The following is a 19,210-nucleotide window of genomic DNA, read 5'->3' as shown; positions in this document are numbered from 1 at the left end:
TAATAAAAAGTTATTTCCGTAAAATTTTTTGAGCTATGAGGGCTCAAAATTTTCCAGAATAACTTTTTAACTTACACAGTTAGTGAGACACTACCGATTAAAGATATTTTTATTCGATGATCTTTTAGCCTTTTACTCCTTTTACCCATTCCTGAAATCTGGTCAGGAAAGATTCATGCTCTTCCTGTTCTTCCGGACGGTTTACAAGGATATGTTCAAAGTAAGTTCCTTTTAATATTTTTCTTAAAATTCCTTCTCCTAAGAAAGGTTTATAGTCATTCAAAGCCTGGGTAGCTTTTAATAAATGTCTGATATCATATTGTAATGGATTGATATCCGGAACCTGCTTATTAAGATTCAAAAGATTGTAAACAGCTATTCTTGCCGTTCTCACAGAACTTTCCATAGTGAATACAACATCATTATTGGTTTCTACAAACTGTCCTACAAGGCCTAAGTTGGTACATCCTTCAGGAACTACTCTAGGACGGTCTCCCATTGCTCTAGGCATGAACATAGAAGTGATGTAAGGCATGAATGCTGTACGTACAATGGTGTTTTCTATAACGTTATCGAATTGATCCGTCATTCCAAGGTGATAACATAGCTCAGCAAGAATTTCGTTTCCGGTACACTGAGGCATTGGCTTTTTGATAAAATTACCTTCTTTATCCATCAGTAAAGCGTATACCCATACTACAAGAATGTCATCCGGCTGGGTAGGGAAGTGCGGCTGTCTGTTGCAGGTAAAGCTCATCACCCAATTAGAATCTGTAATGGTAATAATTCCTCCCGTAGCTGTTCTTCCTGAATAAGGATCATTTACACACAGTTCTTTCAGTTTTTCTGTAAAGGCAGATGGACGACAGGTTAACGTAGCAGATTCCCATGAAGATTTTTCAATATGACTACAGAATTTTTCAGGCTTTCCGAACACTTCAGATTTCGCTGCAAGATTTTTCCACAGTTTCCATCCGGCACTTTGTCCGGCGCTGCTGTTGTCTATCGTAACTTCGGGAACAGTATTGTTGTCTCCGTAGAACGTACTTTCAGTCATAGATCCGGTAGTTACAATTACGTAGTCGTCTTTACCGATCGGTATTCTTACTTCTTCGCCATTTTGCTCAGTGATGATTCCTTCCACTGTTTTTCCTTCCGTATTAATATGAATATCAAGATCTTTTACCAAAGTGTTGAACTGGATCTGTACTCCTTTTTCCACAAGGAAGTTTTTTAATGGAGTTACGTACGTATCGTACTGGTTATATTTGGGGAAAACAAGGCATGAGAAGTCTTTCATTCCGTCAATGGCATGAAGAAATCTGTGCATATAGAGTTTCAGTTCCAGTAAGCTGTGCCAGTTTTCGAAGGCAAACATAGAACGCCAGAAAAACCAGAAATTACTGTTCAGGAAAGACTCAGAAAAATAATCCTCAATGGTAAGATCGTCCAGCTCTTCTTTTTTCTTTAGCAACAATTTTACAATGGCCAGCTGATCCTTTTTCTCAAGTCCGAATTTACTGAAATCCTTGATCTGTCCCTGGTTATGAATGAGTCTTGCTTTGGAATAGTTCGGGTCGTTATCATTTATGAGGCGGTATTCATCCAGCACACTGTAAGGCGCAGGCAGCTCCAGGGCAGGAATATCCTGAAACATATCCCATAAATTTTCATAGGTCATATCCATTTCTCTTCCTCCACGTATGATGTAACCGTCTTTGGCATTACCGGCTCCATCCAGAGATCCGCCTTCCACATCCAGCTGATCGAGAAAAATAATATTTTTGCCTGGTACACGGCCATCACGGATAAAATAATACGCTGCCGACATACCGGCAATTCCGCTTCCTACAATATAGATTTTACTGTTTTCGTAAGATTGCAAAGGAATACCTTTATTACGTTGGTAATTTCCGATCTGGTCGGAGAAAGGCATCGTCTTTTCAGGAGTGTTAATCTGAACTTCTTTACTTGAATCCGGTTCGTGGTTTACTTTGCCGAACTGCTCAGAGGCATTTAAAACTTTATCGAATTTTGAATTGATCGTACTCATCTTTTATTGTTTTTAATTAACAGTATAAAGGTACCTCTATTCAGAAAGCGATATATATCCTCAAGTTCAGAATTATTATCCCCAAATTCTCATGACTGAATATTTTCTTTAGTTCTGTATTCCGAAGGCGAAAGCGTCGTATGTTTTTTAAAGAAACGGCCGAATGCCGAGGCGGAATTAAACTGAAGTTCAAAGGCGATTTCTGATATGGTGACCCCGGGATTTCCAAGCATGACATAAGCTTCTTTAAGCAGCGCCTCATCAATAACCTCATGAGGGGTTTTTCCACTTGCTTTCTTAATGATTTCGATGAGGTATTTATTGGAAACATGAAGTTGGTCTGCATAAAACTGAACCCCCCGTTCCCTGGTGATATTTTCACGGACCAGTTTACTGAATTTGAGATAAAGGTCTTTTTTCCCTTCTTCTTTTTCCGGATTGGAAGCATTTTCCTGTTCCATAATCTCAGCAGTCTCCAGCAGAAGATTGAAAATAATGGTACGGATAATCTCTTCCGTAAACTTTCCCTGCTTTTTCGATTTTTTATCAAGGTAGTCCAGAAGGTTTTGCAGGAGTGAAGAATTTGTTGCCGTAGTTTTTACGATGCTGTATGAACCTTTGGGAAAAAGATTCATTTTTTCAATAATAAAAGGATTGGAAATATTTTTAATCAGGAAATTCTTGTCGAAGAACAGCAGTTTCATCGTAAAATCTTTACTCGTCTTTACAAATTTTACAATCGTCGAAGGAGCAGCCATAAGAAAACTGTGGGCCTCTATTTTATATTTCTGACGGTCTATCTCAATATTAATTTCTCCGGCAGTACAGATACACAGAGCGTAATAATCCATCCTGAAAGGAGCCTTAGGGAATTTGAAAATGGGTTTCCCGGAAGAAATGTAATAGGATTGCAGGCAGTCAATACTGTAAAAGGATAGCGTATCATGTAAATTTTCGTAGGTTACCATTCTTAGTATTGATTAAATTTTATGGTGTTTTGAAGAGGTTTTTAGCTTAAATAGCCTTACTGTTACTGCAATTTACGATTTTTATAAAAGTCTTTGGATTTTATATTTAAAATAATCCATTTTTACACTGACAGGCTGTTTGTATGGAAATTATTGATGAAAAAGGTTTTAAATAGAGGCTTTTTGGGTTATTTTTAGCTAATTTTGCACTTTCAAATTTCCCCAAAATAGTATTGTGAGATTAATTAACGTATATACGAGTTCTTTCAAAGGACTCTCGCAGGAGAGTTGGATGCTGGCGTTGGTAATGCTCATCAACAGGGCCGGTTCTATGGTACTTCCGTTTCTGGGAGTTTATATGACCAATCATTTACATTTCAGTATTGAAAATTCCGGAATTGTACTGAGTTTTTTTGGAATAGGTTCGGTCATTGGATCATGGCTGGGCGGTATGATCACGGATAAAATAGGAGAATATAGGGTACAGAGCCTGAGTTTACTGCTCAGCGTTCCTTTATTCTGTCTGATTCCGCTTTTTACAACGGAAGCTGGTCTGGCGGGAATTATTTTAGCCCAAAGTATTGTAAGTGAAACGTTCCGTCCGGCCAACTCGGTGGCGATTACCAAATATGCAAAACCTGAAAATATTACCCGTGCTTTCTCGCTCAATCGTATGGCTGTTAATCTTGGATTTTCCATTGGTCCGGCGCTGGGTGGTATTTTGTCGGCTATTTCTTATGAATTTCTGTTTTTCAGCAATGCATTGGCTGCTTTGCTTGCAGGATTGATGTATATCTGGTTTTTTAAAGACCGTGCAAGACTGGCGAAAGAGAAAGCGAAAAAGATAAAAGAAGCGATTGTTATTAAAAAGGAAAGCTCACCCTATCGTGACGGTAAATTCTTGATTTACTGCGTATTTTGTATGTTGTTTTCCATATGTTTCTTCCAGTTGTTCAGTACGCTGACGATATTTTATAAGGATACAGCACACCTGAGCCAGCAGAATATCGGGTATATTCTCGGATACAGTGGTTTCCTGATTGTACTGCTTGAAATGGGACTGGTACAGATTGCTGAGAAGTATTTCACATTAGCTTTTACGATGTTGATCGGGACTTTCCTGTGTGGTATTTCCTACGCTATGCTTGCTTTCGATTACAGTTTGATTACGCTTGTATTGTCTATGACACTGCTTTGTGTAGGAGAAATATGGACCCTCCCTTTTATGTCAACTATTACGGCATTACGTTCGGGAGAAAACAACAAAGGCGCTTATATGGGATTGAACGGAATGTCGTTTTCTATTGCCTTTATCATTACACCTTATATAGGAACACTCATTGCAGAAAAATTAGGATTCAATGTATTATGGATCGGAACCGGACTGCTTGCAGTATTTATTGCGATTGGCTTTTACTTTATCATTCCATGGATGCTTAAGGATAAAAATAAGGTAGAAAAAGAGATTATATAGACCTTTGATTCATGAATTTAAAAATAAAAAGTTTCCGGGCAATTTCGTAGAAATTGCCCGGAAACTTTTACTATATACTAGTCGTTTACGATTAAGATTTTGAAAGAATGGTATTGATGATCATATTCGCGTGAACCCTGGAGTTTTCAATAAACCAAAGATGGGTATCTTTTCCTCCGCAAACTACTCCTGCAAGATAGAGATTAGAAATATTGGTTTCCATGGTTTCAGGATTATAAAATGGATTGAGGCAGTCGCCGTTGATTTCTATTCCTGAATTTTTCAGAAAATCAAAATCCGGAAGGTAGCCGGTCATCGCCAGTACGAAATCATTGTCAATTTCATGAGTTTCTCCTTTCTCATCTTTAAAAACCACAGAATTTTCTTTAATTTCGATCATTTCTGCATTAAAATGAGCTTTAATACTTCCTTCTGTAATTCTGTTTTCAATATCCGGTTTTACCCAATATTTTACACTTTTTGAAATCTCAGAATGACGGACGATCATCGTTACTTCAGCCCCTTTTCTGTAGGTTTCTAATGCTGCATCTACAGCCGAGTTGCTGGATCCTACAACAACAATTTTCTGTCTTGCATAAGGGTAAGGCTCCGTATAATAATGTTTAACCTTAGGAAGGTTTTCACCGGGAACATTCATAAGGTTTGGAATATCATAAAACCCGGTAGCAATGACTACATTTTTAGCCAGATAGATTGCTTTGGTGGTTTTGATCTCAAATATTTCATCCTTTTTTGAAACACCCAGAACCTTTTCATACAGGTTGATATTCAGGTTCTTTTGTCTGGCGATTCCCTGATAGTATTCCAGGGCTTCCTGTCTTCCCGGTTTTGGAGCGGTAGAAATAAATGGAATTTCACCTATTTCCAGTTTTTCGGCAGTGGAGAAAAAACGCATGTACAAAGGATAATTGTACAATGAATTGACAATAGTTCCTTTTTCTATGATTACATGACTAAGATTGTTTTTTTGAGCTTCAAGGGCGCAGTTCAACCCGATAGGTCCGGCCCCGATAATCAGAATGTCCAACATTTCCATCTAACAAATGTACGATGTAATTTTTAAAATGGGAAGTCAGAATCCAGCAATCCTCATAGTCTTTATCTCTTTACGTTATTTATTGCTTGGCATCAGTTTTGGTGCTTTTTACCCATTGCAAAATGTAAAATATGAAAAAATTATTGATCGCTGTAGTCGTTTTGAGTCTTGTTGCAGCCTGTAAGAAAGAAGCTGGAAAACCTGTTCCGAACGAGATAGATTCCATTGCACAAAATAAAACAGACAGTGCAGGTACCGTTCAGAATAATGCTGATAAAGAAGCGGCTTTAAAGCAGGCTAATGATGAGGTTTTGAAGGCACTGAAGAATAAAGATTACACCGCTTTTGCTTCCCTGATCCACCCGCAGAAAGGAATTCGTTTTTCAATGTATGCTTTTATTAATCAGAAGGAAGATAAACATTTTTCTAAAGCAGATTTTGAAAGATACCAGCCTGCTAAAACGGTGTTTACATGGGGTTTACAAGATGGCTCAGGAGATCCTTATAAAGCAACAATTAATGATTATTTGGGTAAATGGGTGTTTTCCAAAGACTTTACAGCTTCACAATATTCATTGAATAAATTTATCGGAGGAGGAAATTCCCTGAATAATTTAAAAGAGATTTATCCAAAAGCCGATTTCACAGAAAACTATATCAAAGGAACCGAAAAATCCGGTAATATGGACTGGAAAACGGTTCGTTTCGTATGGGAAGAATTTCAGGGTAAATATTATCTGACTGCTGTGGTGAACGATCAATGGACGATATAAAAGTTCAAAGTTCAAAGTTAGAAGCTAGAAGTTGACGACTGAAATAAACTTCCAGCTTCCAGCCTCTAACTTCCTCTCTCTTTTTATTTCAAAACTTCAGTCAGCTGCTGAGTAAGATTTTTTCTTGAGAACTGCTCAATATGCTGAGTGTTTTCAAGAAGGCTGCCATTTTTCCAAAGTTCAAATTTTTCTAGAACAAACTTTTTGACAGTTTCTGTATCCTGATAACTGAAATGTTTTCCTGCCTGCGTCTCTTCCAGAATTTTTGCCACATCAGCTTTCTCAGGCCCGAAGGAAAGAATCTGTTTTCCTGAAGCCAGATATTCAAAGATTTTTCCTGGGATGATTCCCTTTGAAGATTCATTCGGGAAATTGGTAATAAGAAGCAGATCAGAATTCTGCATCTCTTCTACCGCTTTCCCATGAGCAAGGTATCCAAGGTTCAGGATATGGTTTTTCAGGCTTGAATTTTCAATGGACTGTAAAATTTTATCATCTATTCTTCCGACAAATTTTAATTTAAAATCAGTGGCAAAATCGACATTTTCCCTGATCAGTTCATCAAGTGCTTTCCATAGATTATCAGGGTTTCTGAGCTGTTCCAAAACTCCTATATAACTTAGCGTGAACATTTTACTAGTAGCCTGTGGATTCGCTTTTTCACCTTTTTGTTCTTCTGCTTTTTTGCTTGAATCGCTTTCATCAAATCCATTCGTAATACAAACGGCATTGGCTCCGGCTTTTCTGAAATTTTCCGCATCAGTGTAGCTTGTCGCTAAGGTAATGTCTGCATTTTTAAATACAGCACTTTCCAGCTGACGGTGTTTTTTATCCGAACTTTTGGTTAATTTCAAATGTTTGTAATAGGAAATCTCTGTCCATGGATCACGGAAATCGGTAATCCATTTCAAATCCGGCATTTTATTTTTAAGCCCTAAACCAATCAGATGGAGTGAGTGGGGAGGACCGGAAGTAACGATGGTGTCTATTGAATTCTCTTTCAGGTATTTTTCTAAAAATGCAATAGAAGGTTTTACCCAAAAGACTCTGGCATCAGGAATGAAAAAATTGCCTCTCACCCAGATCGAAAGTTTTGATTTCCAGCTTTGGTTTTTTCCTACATCAAATTGTCCTGCTTTGAATTTTTTATTGCTTTTGTTCAGTTTTTCAGCCAGCTGATAAGGTTCCCAGATTTTGGTTCTTACCATCTCAATATTTTCAGGAACGTCTTTCATCAACGTTTCGTCCAGCAATGGATAACTTGGATTTTCCGGAGTATAGATGATCGGTTTCCAGCCGAAATCTGGCAAATATTTTGCAAATTTCAGCCATCTTTGAACACCAGGACCTCCCGCAGGAGGCCAGTAATAGGTGATAATCAATATTTTCTTCTGTTCCATTTATTTACTTAATGGTCTTTGTCATTCTGAACGAAGCGTAGCGCAGTGAAGAATCTCACTCTATCTCTTCATTGAGAAATTTCCAATCTGGATTGAATTCTTTAATTAAGTTTTCTTTCTTTTGTCTGGTCCAGCCTTTTATTTGTTTCTCTCTATTTATTGCTGTCTCAATGTCACCAAAATGTTCAAAATATATTAAATAAAAGCATTTATATCTTGAGGTGAAGCTTTTTTCAACAGCTTCTGGATTTTTATGCCAGTATAGTCTGTTCTTCAAATCGTTGTTGACTCCTGTATATAATACTGTCTTTGTTTTATTAGTCAGTATGTAAACATAGTAATTATGAGTGCCTAACGTTTTCATTTTGAGATTCTTCATTACGCTATGCTTCATTCAGAATGACATTCGTAATATTATTTAAAAACCTTATTATACTGTTTAAGCTTTTTATTCAGCTACAATCTCCTTTTTCTTGTTCTTATTCATCCAGAAAAGTCCAAATGCTGCCAACAGGATAAATAATCCGAATGAAAGAAGAGAAAGCCATTTCCCTTTTTCAATCACTTCAGGTTCAAAAACCATTCTGATATGGTGGTTTCCTGCCGGAACATGTACGGCACGAAGCAAATAATCTGCTTTGATGTACGGAACTTCTTTCTCGTCCACAAGTACTTTCCATCCATGAGGATAGTAAACTTCAGAGAATACGGCCAATTGAGGCGTTTTCGACTGAGATTTAAATTCAAGTTCGTTAGGCTGATATTTCGTAAGAGTGATAAATGCTGTAGAATCTGCCTGAACCGGTTTGTTATCAAAATATGATTTGTCAGATGAAGCAATGACAGCCGTTTTTTTGTTGTCTATAGTCCCGATAGCTTTTATTTCCTGGTTAGGAGTATCTACAAATTTTAAATCACTTACAAACCATGCATTTCCGTTGGCTTTTGGATTAGGAACAACCTGTGGCTGCTCAGGGCCTCCGAAAACCATGTATTTGGCATTTAATAAGTTTAATACATTAGGTGTTTTTACACTGTCAATACTATTGATGTATTCATTCAGTAGATCGTCATATCTTCTTAATTTTACAGCGTGATAACCACCGATGGAAGCCTTAAAATAAGAGGTATTGGTTTCGCTGGTAACTCCTAATGTCTGGTTGTAAATTCTGTAGTGTGTTTTGTCTTTTTCAGCAATCGTTTCCAATGTTTTGTTGATGTTGACATTGGATAAAATAGATTCCAGATTTGGATTTCCCTGAACTTTTTCAGCCAGCAGATCTGAGCTTTCTGTCTGGAAAGGATTTTCAGCAAAGATTTTATCAACATAATTTTCATCGTTTAAGTAACGCTTGTTGACGGACCAAAGATCAAATAAACTTACCACTCCGATGATAATCAAAGCTATATTCTGATTAAGCTTTTTCTTTAAAGTTAAGAATAAAGCAGCTGCAGCAATCGCTACATAGATGAATGCTTTTATCGCATCTATTCTGAATAGTTTATATCTTTCATCTACAAGATAATCGAGAAGGAAAGGAGGGAAGTAGGTTTTTTCGCTTTCTGTAGCAAAACCTAGTAATGACTTTCCAAAGACTAAAAGAATCAACAAAAATCCTAAAGTTCCACCTCCCACATAAAGAAGGATTTTCTGTTTGTATTCTTCGGTTAGTTTTTCATCTGTGAAAAATCTGTATAATCCCAGAATAGCAATTAACGGGAATAATAATTCTACTACAACTAAGATGGATGAAGGCGCTCTGAATTTATTATAGAACGGTACATAATCGATAAAGAAATCCGATAATGGCATGAAGTTACTTCCCCAGGCCAGCAAAATAGTGAGGATGGAAGCTCCTAAAATCCAGTAACGGTATTTTTTAGAGGCAAAAAAGAATCCCAATAAGGCAAGGAAACATACAATAGCTCCCTGATAGGCTGGTCCTGAAGTTCCCGGCTGGTCTCCCCAGTAGGTTACCCCGCTGAAACCTTTGGAAATTCTATCCATTTCAGCCTGTGAACCTACATTTTCCTGAACCAGTTCCTGAACTCTGTTCATGATTTCTTTTCCTTCAGGTTCCTGGCTTCCGCCACCCATTAATCTTGGGATAAAAAGGTTTAAAGTTTCCAGTTGCCCATAGCTCCACATCAGCATGCTCTCTTTGTCCATTCCGGATTTTCCTGAAGTATGGCTGTCGTTCGTTAAAATCTGTTTTCCACGAACCGTTTCTTTTACATATTCAGAATTGGCCATGATTCTTTGTGAATTCATTCCAACTCCAATAACACATGATGCCGCAATAATTCCCGATGAAATAAGGAAATGTTTCATCGGTGTCTTTTTCTGGATGGCTCTGATGAGTTCAGATAGGAATAAGAATGCTAAAGCAAGGAACAGATAATAGGTCATCTGTGGGTGGTTCGCAGCAATTTGAAGACCCATAAAAAGGGTAGTGACAATGAATCCCCAGATGTATTGTTTTCTGATATACACCAGTAAAATTCCGGCCAGCAGCGGTGCAAAATATTCAATGGTATTGACTTTACCATTATGTCCGGCGGCAATAATGATATAAAAATAGGTGGAAAGCCCGAAGAAAGTGGCTCCTAAGAGTGCATATTTCCAATTTCTGACTACTACCATTCCCAAAAGGAAAAAACCTGCAAACAGCAGGAAGAGATAATTAACCGGCCTTGGCAGGAAATTCAGATTGCTGTCGATTTTTTTGATGATGTCACCTTTGAACTGGCTTCCCATCTGATAAGTCGGCATTCCCCCAAACATGGAGTCACTCCAATAGGTCTCATTTCCGGTATTAGCTCTATAATCGAGCAGTTCTTTTGCTCCTCCTCTGTATTGCACGATATCGTGCTGGAAAAGCTGTTTCCCTGAAAATACAGGAGTGGAATATAAAAATGCTAAAACTATAAATACTACTAATGAAGCTGCAATATAAATTAAGTTTTTATTTTTTGCCATGCTGGTTATTATCTTTTATTTCTTGGAATTTTTACCTTTTGTCCTTACTCTCTTTCACCTCTTCGTAGTCTACCGTTTCTGCGTCCCACTTAAGGTTTTGTTGATTATTCTTATTCGAGTTGTGTAGGTCCTGCTGTTTGTTATTCTGGTTATCATTATTGAAACGATAGCTGTAGAATGTCTTAAAGAAAATTCTTTTCAGAATATTCCAGACAAAGAAAATAATAATGGCAGAGAGTACTAACTCAAGAATGTACTTCATAATTTTTTTGTTTAAAGTTCAGGGCTTAACATGTAAACTTTAAACCCTGAATGTTTATTCAAGTTATTTGGCAGATGGGTTTACCATTACCGAAGAATTGGAAACGCTCTTCATAGACTGAGATTGTTTTCCATCTGAAATGGTTTCTATCTGAGTTGTTTTTACGTTGATATTCTGGTTGGTAATCCATCCAGTACTTTCGTCAAATTTAATGGTTCCGTTCTGAACCAGTTCACTGCTCAGGCTGTGTGTAATTGTCCCTTGAGCTTTCTTTTCTGTTTTCTTAGGAATCCCTCCGGTTACTGCAATTTCTGCTGCTCCGTTTCCTAAACTTTTAAGCACATAATTCGATGTTACTTTTACGCTTCCGCTTGGGTCAGCATTTTCAGAAGTTGACCACTTTTCTCCCATTTTTACTCCTTTTTTAGGAATAATCATCAGGTTTTTATGGAACTGATCTTTCAGTACTTTTTCGTTGAATGACTGCTTAAGGCTCGCTACTACACTTGCTTTTTCATTGGCATCTTTGATAAGTGTACCTACGGCGTTACCTACTTTTGTGTAAACAGCATCAAATCCGGTAATAGAAATCACATTCCCTTTTGTATCCATCTTCATCTGAAGTTTGTTTCCGGTAAGCGCTTTGTTTACATTCCAGATCATTTTAAGATCATCTTCTTTAGGAAGAGGAAGTTTGGTGTCTACTACTACCGTTTTTCCCTGTGCTGACTGAGAACTTCTCTTTGCTACAAGGTTAAGGGTCATCTCATATACGTTTCCTTTGATGTCATCCACTACAAAATTCATTTCATCTGTAGATTCGCTGGTAGCCGTGATAGATTTTCCCTGAGGATCTGTCATCGTTTTTACATCCCTCTGATAAGTGGTAAGTGGATATGTCTTTCCTTTTTCTAATTTGAAAGTCTGTGTGATAACTCCCGCAGAGTCTTTAATTGCCGGATTTTCTGCCACTTTTGCTACAGAATCAGCAGGAACTTCTATAGTTACTGTCTTTCCGGTTTTAGGATCTACTTTTGTTATTTTTGCCGTTTCTTTTTTACAGGATACAAGGGCTATTGATGATATAAGCGCAAGCGCTGCAATGTTCTTCATTTGATTTTTTTAACTTTATTTTTTACTACTATTTCTTAATCCGCAATATCATGCGGTTTTGCTTCATATTCTCCACCTGATTCATTGGAGAAGATTATGATTCTGTATTTTTGACAGATAAATCTGAAATACATATAAAAATAATATCCTCACAATACTGCAGCGTGATTGTATTGCCTTGGTTTATGGATTGGGTATTACGATCATTTTTTGTCTTACCGCTTCATACAAAATCGCTCCACATGCTACAGATACATTCAGAGATTGAGTTTTTCCTTCAATAGGAAGTTTTATTTTTTCATCAGCATGATGCAATACTTCTTTAGAAATTCCGGTTTCTTCATTTCCCATAACAATAGCGCATGGCTCTGTCATATTAACATCATAAATTAATTTCTGAGCTTTTTCACTGGCTGCATACACAGAAATTCCGCTTTGCTGAAGGAAATCTACTGCATGAGCAAGGTTGTTTTCTTTACATATTTTAATGTTGTAAATAGCACCGGCAGAAGTTTTTATAGCATCGGAGTTAATAGGAGCTGCACCCTTTTCCGGAATGATAACCGCGTCTACTCCTACACATTCTGCCGTTCTGCAGATCGCACCGAAGTTTCTGACATCAGTAAGTCTGTCCAGGATTAAAAGAAAAGGTGTTTTTCCCTGTTCAAATAATTGTGGAACAATATCCTCCACCTTATGAAACGGTACATCCGAAATAAAAGCAACCACACCCTGATGGTTTTTTCTTGTAAAACGGTTCAGTTTTTCAACCGGAACATAATTGGGACGGATTTTATTTTTCGCTAAAATGGCTTTTAATTCAGCATAAATAGGACCCTGAAGTGCATTCTGCACAAAGATCTTGTCAATCGTTTTTCCCGCTTCAATTGCTTCAATCACGGGACGCAGCCCGAAAATAAAATCGTCTTTCATTGAAAATATATTATATAGTTATAGAGTGAATTGTCAATCGTGAATTTTACTTTGTAAGTCAATCTGCGGATGCATATTTACATTTGACTATTGACTTGCGCAGCAAGATTCACTATCTGCCTTTCTCTCCTAAAATTGCTCTTTTTTGTGCCATCACATATCCGTAATGAAGGGTTTCATGCATATTGTTGAAGATGATAGCATCCTGTATGCTTTTCAGATCCATTCCGAAACTTGTGGTGTAAGGAGTGTAATCTGAGAAGAAATCACTGTCATAATCCTTCATTAAAATCTTTGAAGTTTCTGTAAGCAAAAATTCTAAATCTTCCACTTCAGATTTCTGAACATTTAAGTTGGGTAAAGTTCCTTTCTTGTAGGTCTCAATCCAATACTTATCAATACGGAAAGGATTTCCGCTCAGGTAATAGTGCAGCAGCTGCTGTGTGGCAATAGTATGTGCAATATTCCAGTAAATATTGTTGTTGAAACCATCCGGAATCAGAATTAGGTCTTCATGAGAGGTATTCTGAAGGATATCTAATAGGTTCTTTCTTACCTGTCTGTGTGCTTGAAAATGATAATTCATTTTACAAAATTTTTAATCTCCAAAAATAGTTTAATAAACTGGAAATGACAATTTTTGAACAGATGATTGAAGCAAAATTTATATATTTTTATGAAAAAAATTAATAATCTTATTGAGTTTTAAGCCTTCAGCAATTCATAACCTCGCATCAATGCCGGAATTTTTAACAAACTTTAACTCAAAAATAGCATTTATTATGTTGATTAATGCAAGTATTTATCAGAAATTTACCACTTATTTTAAATCAAGCTATGTCAGAGATATATCAAGCTGAAGATATCCGCCAATTGACGGAAAAAGTAAAGGAAAAAAACTACTTATTTTCTCTTCTGAGACAGGAAATCAACAAAGTTATTATTGGACAGGAATACATGGTAGATCGTCTTTTGGTAGGACTTTTGGGAAATGGACACGTCCTTCTTGAAGGAGTACCGGGACTGGCTAAAACCTTAGCGATAAAAACATTGGCAGACGCTGTTCATGGAGATTTTTCAAGAATTCAGTTTACACCGGATTTACTTCCTGCTGATGTAGTAGGAACCATGATCTTTAATATCAGAGACAATGATTTTTCTATAAAAAAAGGGCCGGTATTCGCGAACTTTGTTTTAGCGGATGAGATCAACCGTGCGCCGGCAAAAGTACAGTCCGCTCTTTTGGAGGTTATGCAGGAAAAACAAGTGACAATTGGTGATGAGACCATGAAACTTCCAAAACCGTTCCTGGTATTGGCAACGCAGAACCCAATTGATCAGGAAGGAACTTATTTGCTGCCTGAAGCACAAAGCGACCGTTTTATGTTGAAGTGTACGATCGATTATCCTGCTTTTGAAGACGAAAGACAGGTGATGAGAATGGTTTCAACATCCCATCAGCCCACAGTGAAACCTGTCATTTCCCTTCAGGATATTGTAGATGCGAAAGAACTTATCAATCAGATTTATCTCGACGAGAAAATTGAAAAATATATACTGGATATGGTGTTTGCAACACGTTATCCGGAAAATTACGGTCTTTCTGAGCTTAAAAATTATATCAGTTTCGGAGCTTCTCCAAGAGCATCCATTAACCTTGCTATTGCCTCAAGAGCCTATGCCTTCTTAAAAGGAAGAGCATTTGTAATTCCGGAAGATGTAAAAGCACTGGCAAAAGATGTCTTAAGACACAGGATGGGCTTAACCTTTGAAGCTGAAGCAGAAGAAATTTCAACAGAAGAAATTATTAATAGAATTTTAGCAAAAATACAGGCACCATAATGAGTGATGTGATCATAAGAAAAGCAGTTCAGGAGGATTGTGCTCCCATGTTAGGTTTGATAAAAGAATTGGCAGAATATGAAAAAGCATTGCATGAAGTAACCGTTAGTTTGGAGGATTTTACTCAGGATGGTTTCGGAGCTTCTCCCGTTTGGGGAGCTTTCGTGGCAGAATATGAAGGAGAAATAGTTGGAATATCATTGTACTACGACAGATATTCAACATGGAAAGGAAGAAGGCTGTATCTGGAAGATCTGGTTGTGACAGAAAAACTGAGAGGAAAACAAATAGGAAAGAAATTATTTGATGCAACGCTGGAATTTGGAAAAGCCAATAATTACAGCGGAATGGTATTCCAGGTATTGAACTGGAATGAACCAGCCATCAGTTTTTATAAAAAATACAGCCCGAAGTTTGACAATGAGTGGTTGAATGTTTCTATTGAATTAAAAGATTAACCCCGAATTCCGCACTCAACATTAAACTTAGAATTTTAAACATTAAACTCGTCTATGCAGATAAAAGATATTGTAAAAAAAGTAAAGCAGATTGAAATCCGTACCAGAAAAAAGACGGAGGCTGCTTTAATGGGACAATATCACAGTGCCTTTAAAGGGCAGGGGATGACTTTCTCGGAAGTACGTCCCTACCAGTTTGGTGATGAGATCAGAAGAATCGACTGGAATAAAACCGCACGTTTCCGTGAGCCATTTGTAAAAGTGATGGAAGAAGAAAGGGAGCTGACAATGATGATTCTCGTTGATATTTCCGCTTCCATGGATTATGGGACAAAGGTTCAGCTGAAAAGGGAATACGTAGCCGAAATTGCGGCCAGTTTAGGCTTTTCAGCAGCAGGTAATAATGATAAAGTAGGGCTGATCTTGTTTGCTGATAAAGTATACAAAGTCATTCCTCCTCAAAAAGGAAGAAAACATATTCTTTCCATTATCAGTAATATTCTCACTGCAGATTATGTTCCGGCAGAATCTAAAATAGACAAGGCAATGGAATATATGATGGGAATTTTTAAAAGAAAATCTCTGGTATTTCTGTTTTCAGATTTTGAGGATGCCTATGATTCCAAAATGCTGAGAGTAGCTTCAAAGAAACATCAGTTGCTGGGAATGAGGATTTATGATGAAAAAGATAATGAAATTCCTGACGTAGGATATGCCCGTTTACTTGATGTGGAAACCGGAAAAGAAATATGGGCCAATACTTCCAGTGCAAGATGGCGATATACCTTCGCGGAAGCTCAAAAACAAAAACTGAGAGCCCTGGAAGAAGATTTTGCCAACAGCTCTGCCAGTTTTATGAATATCAATACCGGCTCAGATTATTCAAAATTATTGTATAATTACTTTCAGAAAAAATAACATCGGGCTTTGCTCGTAATTAAAAAACATGAGGCAGCTGCCTTTATTATTTTAACATTGAGAAAAATACTTTTAATATTATCTTTTCTGATCTGTGCAAATGCTTTTTCACAGATATTATCCTCTAACGTAGAAAAGAAGACTCTTGCTCTGGGAGAAATTAATCATCTTACCATAAAGATTGATAACCTTAATGAACAGCAGGTAACTTCGGCTGCCAAAAATGAGCTGCTCCCTTTTCATTTTGAAGAAACCAAAGACAGTATCGGACAAACGGCTAACACGTATGAAAGAAAGATAGAGTTTGCTGTTTTTGAAGAAGGAAAATTTACCATTCCGGAACTGGAATTCAAAGTAGGAGATCGAATACTTAAAACGATTCCTTATGAAATAGATGTCATTAATACAGCTCAAAAAGCAGATCAGATCAATGATATCATGAATAACAAGCAGGTGAAACTTGAACCCAAAGATTACTGGGAGCTTTACAAGTTTTATATTCTTGCAGCATTGGCAGGGATTGCACTGGTCATTGCCATTATTATGTTTGTAAAATGGGGAAGAAAATCAAAGAGTTCCCCTGTAGTGGCTACCAATCAGACCTTAAAAGAACTTGATTCCCTTAAAAAGAAAAAATATATTGAAGGCGGAAACTTCCGTTCATTTTATGTGGAACTGATCGATATTTCCAGAACCTTCATTACAAAACAATACCGCCTTCCGGCAGATGTACTTCTTACTGATGACCTTATAGATGTCATGAAAAAAAATAATACAATCTCGCAGGACAACGAAAAAATAATAGAAGATGTATTTCTTAGAGGAGACCTGGTGAAATTTGCCAAAACATTCCCGGATCAGGAAACCATGGAAAGAGATTTTGCCAATATCAGGGATTTTGTGAAAAGATCATCTAAAGATTTAGAATTTGAAAACTTAAGAAAGGATGTTTAATTTTGAGTTTTACAGCCCATGGTTTTTGCTGCTTTTTCTGCTGTTTATTCCACTTTTAATTAAGGATATTGGAAGAAATAAAAGAAAAGGTATAAAAGTTCCTACGGTAAAAAATATGGATCATAGCGGTGGCATCCAGGGTGTACTTTTTTTACTGAAAATTTCGAAGTATATCATTCTTTCTGCGTTGATTATTGCCATGGCAAGACCGAGAACGTTTACGATTTCTCAGGACAGAGATGATACAAAAGGGGTTGATATTATGTTATCTATTGATGTTTCCTTAAGTATGCTGGCAAAAGATCTCACTCCGGACAGAATCACAGCATTGAAAGATATTGCTGTGAAATTTGTCCAGAAACGCCCGAACGACAGAATAGGTGTGGTTGCTTATGCGGCTGAAGCTTTTACTAAAGTTCCGGTTACCTCAGATCATCAGGTCGTTATTGATGAAATTAAAAATCTGAATTCTGCAGGTCTTGAGCCTGGAACAGCTATCGGAGAAGGTCTTTCCGTAGCGGTGAATCATTTGATTAAAAGCAAAGCCAAAAGTAAAGTAATCATTCTGATGACGGATGGCGTAAGCAATATTCAGAATGCAATTCCTCCACAGATCGCAGCTGAACTGGCAAAAAATAATAATATCAAGGTATATTCAATAGGAATAGGAACCAATGGTTATGCACTGATGCCGACATCTCAGGATATTTTTGGAGACCTTATTTTTACGGAAACAGAGGTTACCATTGATGAAAATACCTTGAGAGAAATAGCACAGACAACGGGAGGTAAATATTTCAGAGCTACCTCAAACAGCAGTCTGGAAGAAGTATATAACGAGATCAACCAGCTGGAAAAATCTGATGTAAAGGTTTCCAAGCTGTACAATTATGAAGAATATTTTAAAATATTCCTTTGGATTGCACTGGCTATATTGGTGTTGGATGCATTGTTGAGATGGGTGTTTTATAAAATTTTAAGCTGATGAGTTGGTCTTTAGGAAATTATTGGTATTTATTTTTGCTGTTGCTTCTGCCGCTGTTAGCTTCTTTCTTGATCCGTTTTTTACAATGGAGAAAGAACAAGAGAGAAATTTTTGCAGGTAGCCAGTTTCATGATAATTTATTCGAAAAAAGTTCGGGATTTACAAAATTTTTCCCCGCCTTATATTTATTGGGAACATTGTTCCTTATATTCTCTATCATTGACCTTCTGAACGGTTCAGAAGAGGTAAAAAGTACCCAAAAACTGAACAATGTGATCTTTATGCTGGATGTATCCAATTCTATGAACGCTGAAGATATAGATCCAAGCCGTTTGACAGAAGCCAAAAATCTGATGCTGGCTACCATGAAGAAAATGAATAATGACAAGGTAGGTATCGTGATTTTTGCAGGAAATGCCATGTCTATTATGCCTCTGACAACAGATTATAATTCTGCCGAAACTTATATCAGCGGTATTGAAACCAGCTCTATGCAGATTCAGGGAACAGATTTTCTGAAAGGAATGCAGGCTGCTGCTGAAAAATTTAAAAATGTAAGCAAAGGATCCAGAAAAGTAATTCTTTTGAGTGACGGTGAAGATAATGAAGGAAATGATAATGCTGCCATCAGATTGGCTAATAAAGAAGGAATAAGCATTACTTCTGTAGGAGTGGGTACAGATGAAGGTGCTCCGGTTCCGGAATATGTGTTCGGACAGCTGATGGGTTATAAAACCGATGCCAACGGAGGTACGGTGATTTCAAAAAGACAGACAGAAGCATTAAAGAAAATGGCTGAATCTACAGACGGAACTTATATTGACGGAAATAATATCAATGAAGCTCCGGACAGAATTGTAGAAGCAGTTAATAAAAAATCTGCCGGTGCGGAAACTATGGTGAAATCGCAAAATGCCAATCATTATTACCAGTATTTTCTTGCAGTATCTCTTCTGTTTTTCTTTTTAATTTATATTTTTAATCCCAAAAAAGACTTTAATGTGTAGAATTCCTTTATTTATAGAAGAAATTCTACAACT

Annotated in this window: 18 protein-coding genes; 8 read left to right on the top strand and 10 right to left on the bottom strand. The window is 37.1% G+C overall.

Going from position 1 to position 19,210, the window contains the following annotated elements; all coding sequences use genetic code 11:
- Positions 1-124: 124 nt before the first annotated feature.
- Positions 125-2,053: an oleate hydratase gene (locus tag BW946_RS17845; protein ID WP_076597455.1), complete on the bottom strand. Its 1,929-nt coding sequence runs from the start codon at positions 2,051-2,053 to the stop codon at positions 125-127.
- Positions 2,054-2,142: 89 nt separating this feature from the next.
- Entirely contained in the window at positions 2,143-3,021 is an 879-nt protein-coding gene (locus tag BW946_RS17840; protein WP_076597454.1) for an AraC family transcriptional regulator, read from the bottom strand.
- A gap of 292 nt (positions 3,022-3,313) precedes the next feature.
- Here BW946_RS17840 and BW946_RS17835 point away from each other — a divergent pair, with 292 nt between their 5' ends.
- On the top strand, positions 3,314-4,495 hold the full coding sequence (locus BW946_RS17835; RefSeq protein WP_083688912.1) for an MFS transporter: 1,182 nt from the start codon (positions 3,314-3,316) through the stop codon (positions 4,493-4,495).
- A gap of 91 nt (positions 4,496-4,586) precedes the next feature.
- Here BW946_RS17835 and BW946_RS17830 read toward each other — a convergent pair whose 3' ends face one another.
- Positions 4,587-5,552 (bottom strand): YpdA family putative bacillithiol disulfide reductase, encoded by a 966-nt coding sequence (locus BW946_RS17830; RefSeq protein ID WP_076597452.1) that lies wholly within the window; start codon positions 5,550-5,552, stop codon positions 4,587-4,589.
- A gap of 131 nt (positions 5,553-5,683) precedes the next feature.
- On the opposite strand from BW946_RS17830, the gene BW946_RS17825 reads away from it, so the two are divergent.
- On the top strand, positions 5,684-6,325 hold the full coding sequence (locus tag BW946_RS17825) for a hypothetical protein (protein WP_076597451.1): 642 nt from the start codon (positions 5,684-5,686) through the stop codon (positions 6,323-6,325).
- An 83-nt stretch (positions 6,326-6,408) separates the two neighbouring features.
- Here BW946_RS17825 and BW946_RS17820 read toward each other — a convergent pair whose 3' ends face one another.
- The 7 genes from BW946_RS17820 to BW946_RS17790 form a co-directional block, all read right to left on the bottom strand.
- On the bottom strand, positions 6,409-7,725 hold the full coding sequence (locus BW946_RS17820; RefSeq protein ID WP_076597450.1) for a glycosyltransferase family protein: 1,317 nt from the start codon (positions 7,723-7,725) through the stop codon (positions 6,409-6,411).
- Positions 7,726-7,780: 55 nt separating this feature from the next.
- Positions 7,781-8,089: a GIY-YIG nuclease family protein gene (locus tag BW946_RS17815; protein ID WP_076597458.1), complete on the bottom strand. Its 309-nt coding sequence runs from the start codon at positions 8,087-8,089 to the stop codon at positions 7,781-7,783.
- A gap of 84 nt (positions 8,090-8,173) precedes the next feature.
- Positions 8,174-10,705 (bottom strand): YfhO family protein, encoded by a 2,532-nt coding sequence (locus BW946_RS17810; RefSeq protein WP_076597449.1) that lies wholly within the window; start codon positions 10,703-10,705, stop codon positions 8,174-8,176.
- Positions 10,706-10,736: 31 nt separating this feature from the next.
- Positions 10,737-10,967: a hypothetical protein gene (locus BW946_RS17805; RefSeq protein WP_076597448.1), complete on the bottom strand. Its 231-nt coding sequence runs from the start codon at positions 10,965-10,967 to the stop codon at positions 10,737-10,739.
- Positions 10,968-11,030: 63 nt separating this feature from the next.
- Positions 11,031-12,080 carry a DUF6263 family protein gene (locus tag BW946_RS17800; protein ID WP_076597447.1) on the bottom strand — a complete coding sequence of 350 codons (1,050 nt, stop codon included), beginning with the start codon at positions 12,078-12,080 and terminating at the stop codon, positions 11,031-11,033.
- 183 nt (positions 12,081-12,263) lie between these two features.
- Positions 12,264-13,013, bottom strand: coding sequence for a 23S rRNA (guanosine(2251)-2'-O)-methyltransferase RlmB (gene rlmB / locus BW946_RS17795; protein ID WP_076597446.1), 750 nt, complete (start codon positions 13,011-13,013; stop codon positions 12,264-12,266).
- Positions 13,014-13,125: 112 nt separating this feature from the next.
- Entirely contained in the window at positions 13,126-13,599 is a 474-nt protein-coding gene (locus BW946_RS17790; RefSeq protein ID WP_076597445.1) for a DinB family protein, read from the bottom strand.
- A gap of 251 nt (positions 13,600-13,850) precedes the next feature.
- On the opposite strand from BW946_RS17790, the gene BW946_RS17785 reads away from it, so the two are divergent.
- From BW946_RS17785 to BW946_RS17760, 6 genes are read left to right on the top strand one after another with little or no spacing between them, the layout of a single operon-like run.
- Positions 13,851-14,855, top strand: coding sequence for an AAA family ATPase (locus BW946_RS17785; RefSeq protein WP_076597444.1), 1,005 nt, complete (start codon positions 13,851-13,853; stop codon positions 14,853-14,855).
- Positions 14,855-15,313, top strand: a complete 459-nt coding sequence (locus tag BW946_RS17780) for a GNAT family N-acetyltransferase (RefSeq protein ID WP_076597443.1) — start codon at positions 14,855-14,857, stop codon at positions 15,311-15,313. Before BW946_RS17785 ends, BW946_RS17780 begins: the two co-directional genes overlap by 1 nt.
- Positions 15,314-15,367: 54 nt before the next feature.
- Positions 15,368-16,231 (top strand): DUF58 domain-containing protein, encoded by an 864-nt coding sequence (locus tag BW946_RS17775; RefSeq protein ID WP_076597442.1) that lies wholly within the window; start codon positions 15,368-15,370, stop codon positions 16,229-16,231.
- A 57-nt stretch (positions 16,232-16,288) separates the two neighbouring features.
- A complete protein-coding gene (locus BW946_RS17770) occupies positions 16,289-17,185 on the top strand; it encodes a BatD family protein (RefSeq protein WP_051934306.1) in 897 nt (298 codons plus the stop codon).
- On the top strand, positions 17,178-18,170 hold the full coding sequence (locus tag BW946_RS17765) for a VWA domain-containing protein (RefSeq protein ID WP_076597441.1): 993 nt from the start codon (positions 17,178-17,180) through the stop codon (positions 18,168-18,170). Before BW946_RS17770 ends, BW946_RS17765 begins: the two co-directional genes overlap by 8 nt.
- Entirely contained in the window at positions 18,170-19,177 is a 1,008-nt protein-coding gene (locus BW946_RS17760) for a vWA domain-containing protein (protein ID WP_076597440.1), read from the top strand. The genes BW946_RS17765 and BW946_RS17760 overlap by 1 nt, the downstream gene beginning before the upstream one ends.
- The last annotated feature ends 33 nt before the right edge of the window (positions 19,178-19,210 follow it).

The sequence above is a fragment of the Chryseobacterium sp. RU33C genome (assembly GCF_900156015.1).
GTDB classification, from domain to species: domain Bacteria; phylum Bacteroidota; class Bacteroidia; order Flavobacteriales; family Weeksellaceae; genus Chryseobacterium; species Chryseobacterium candidae.
This window is presented reverse-complemented; position numbering and strand designations above follow the sequence as displayed.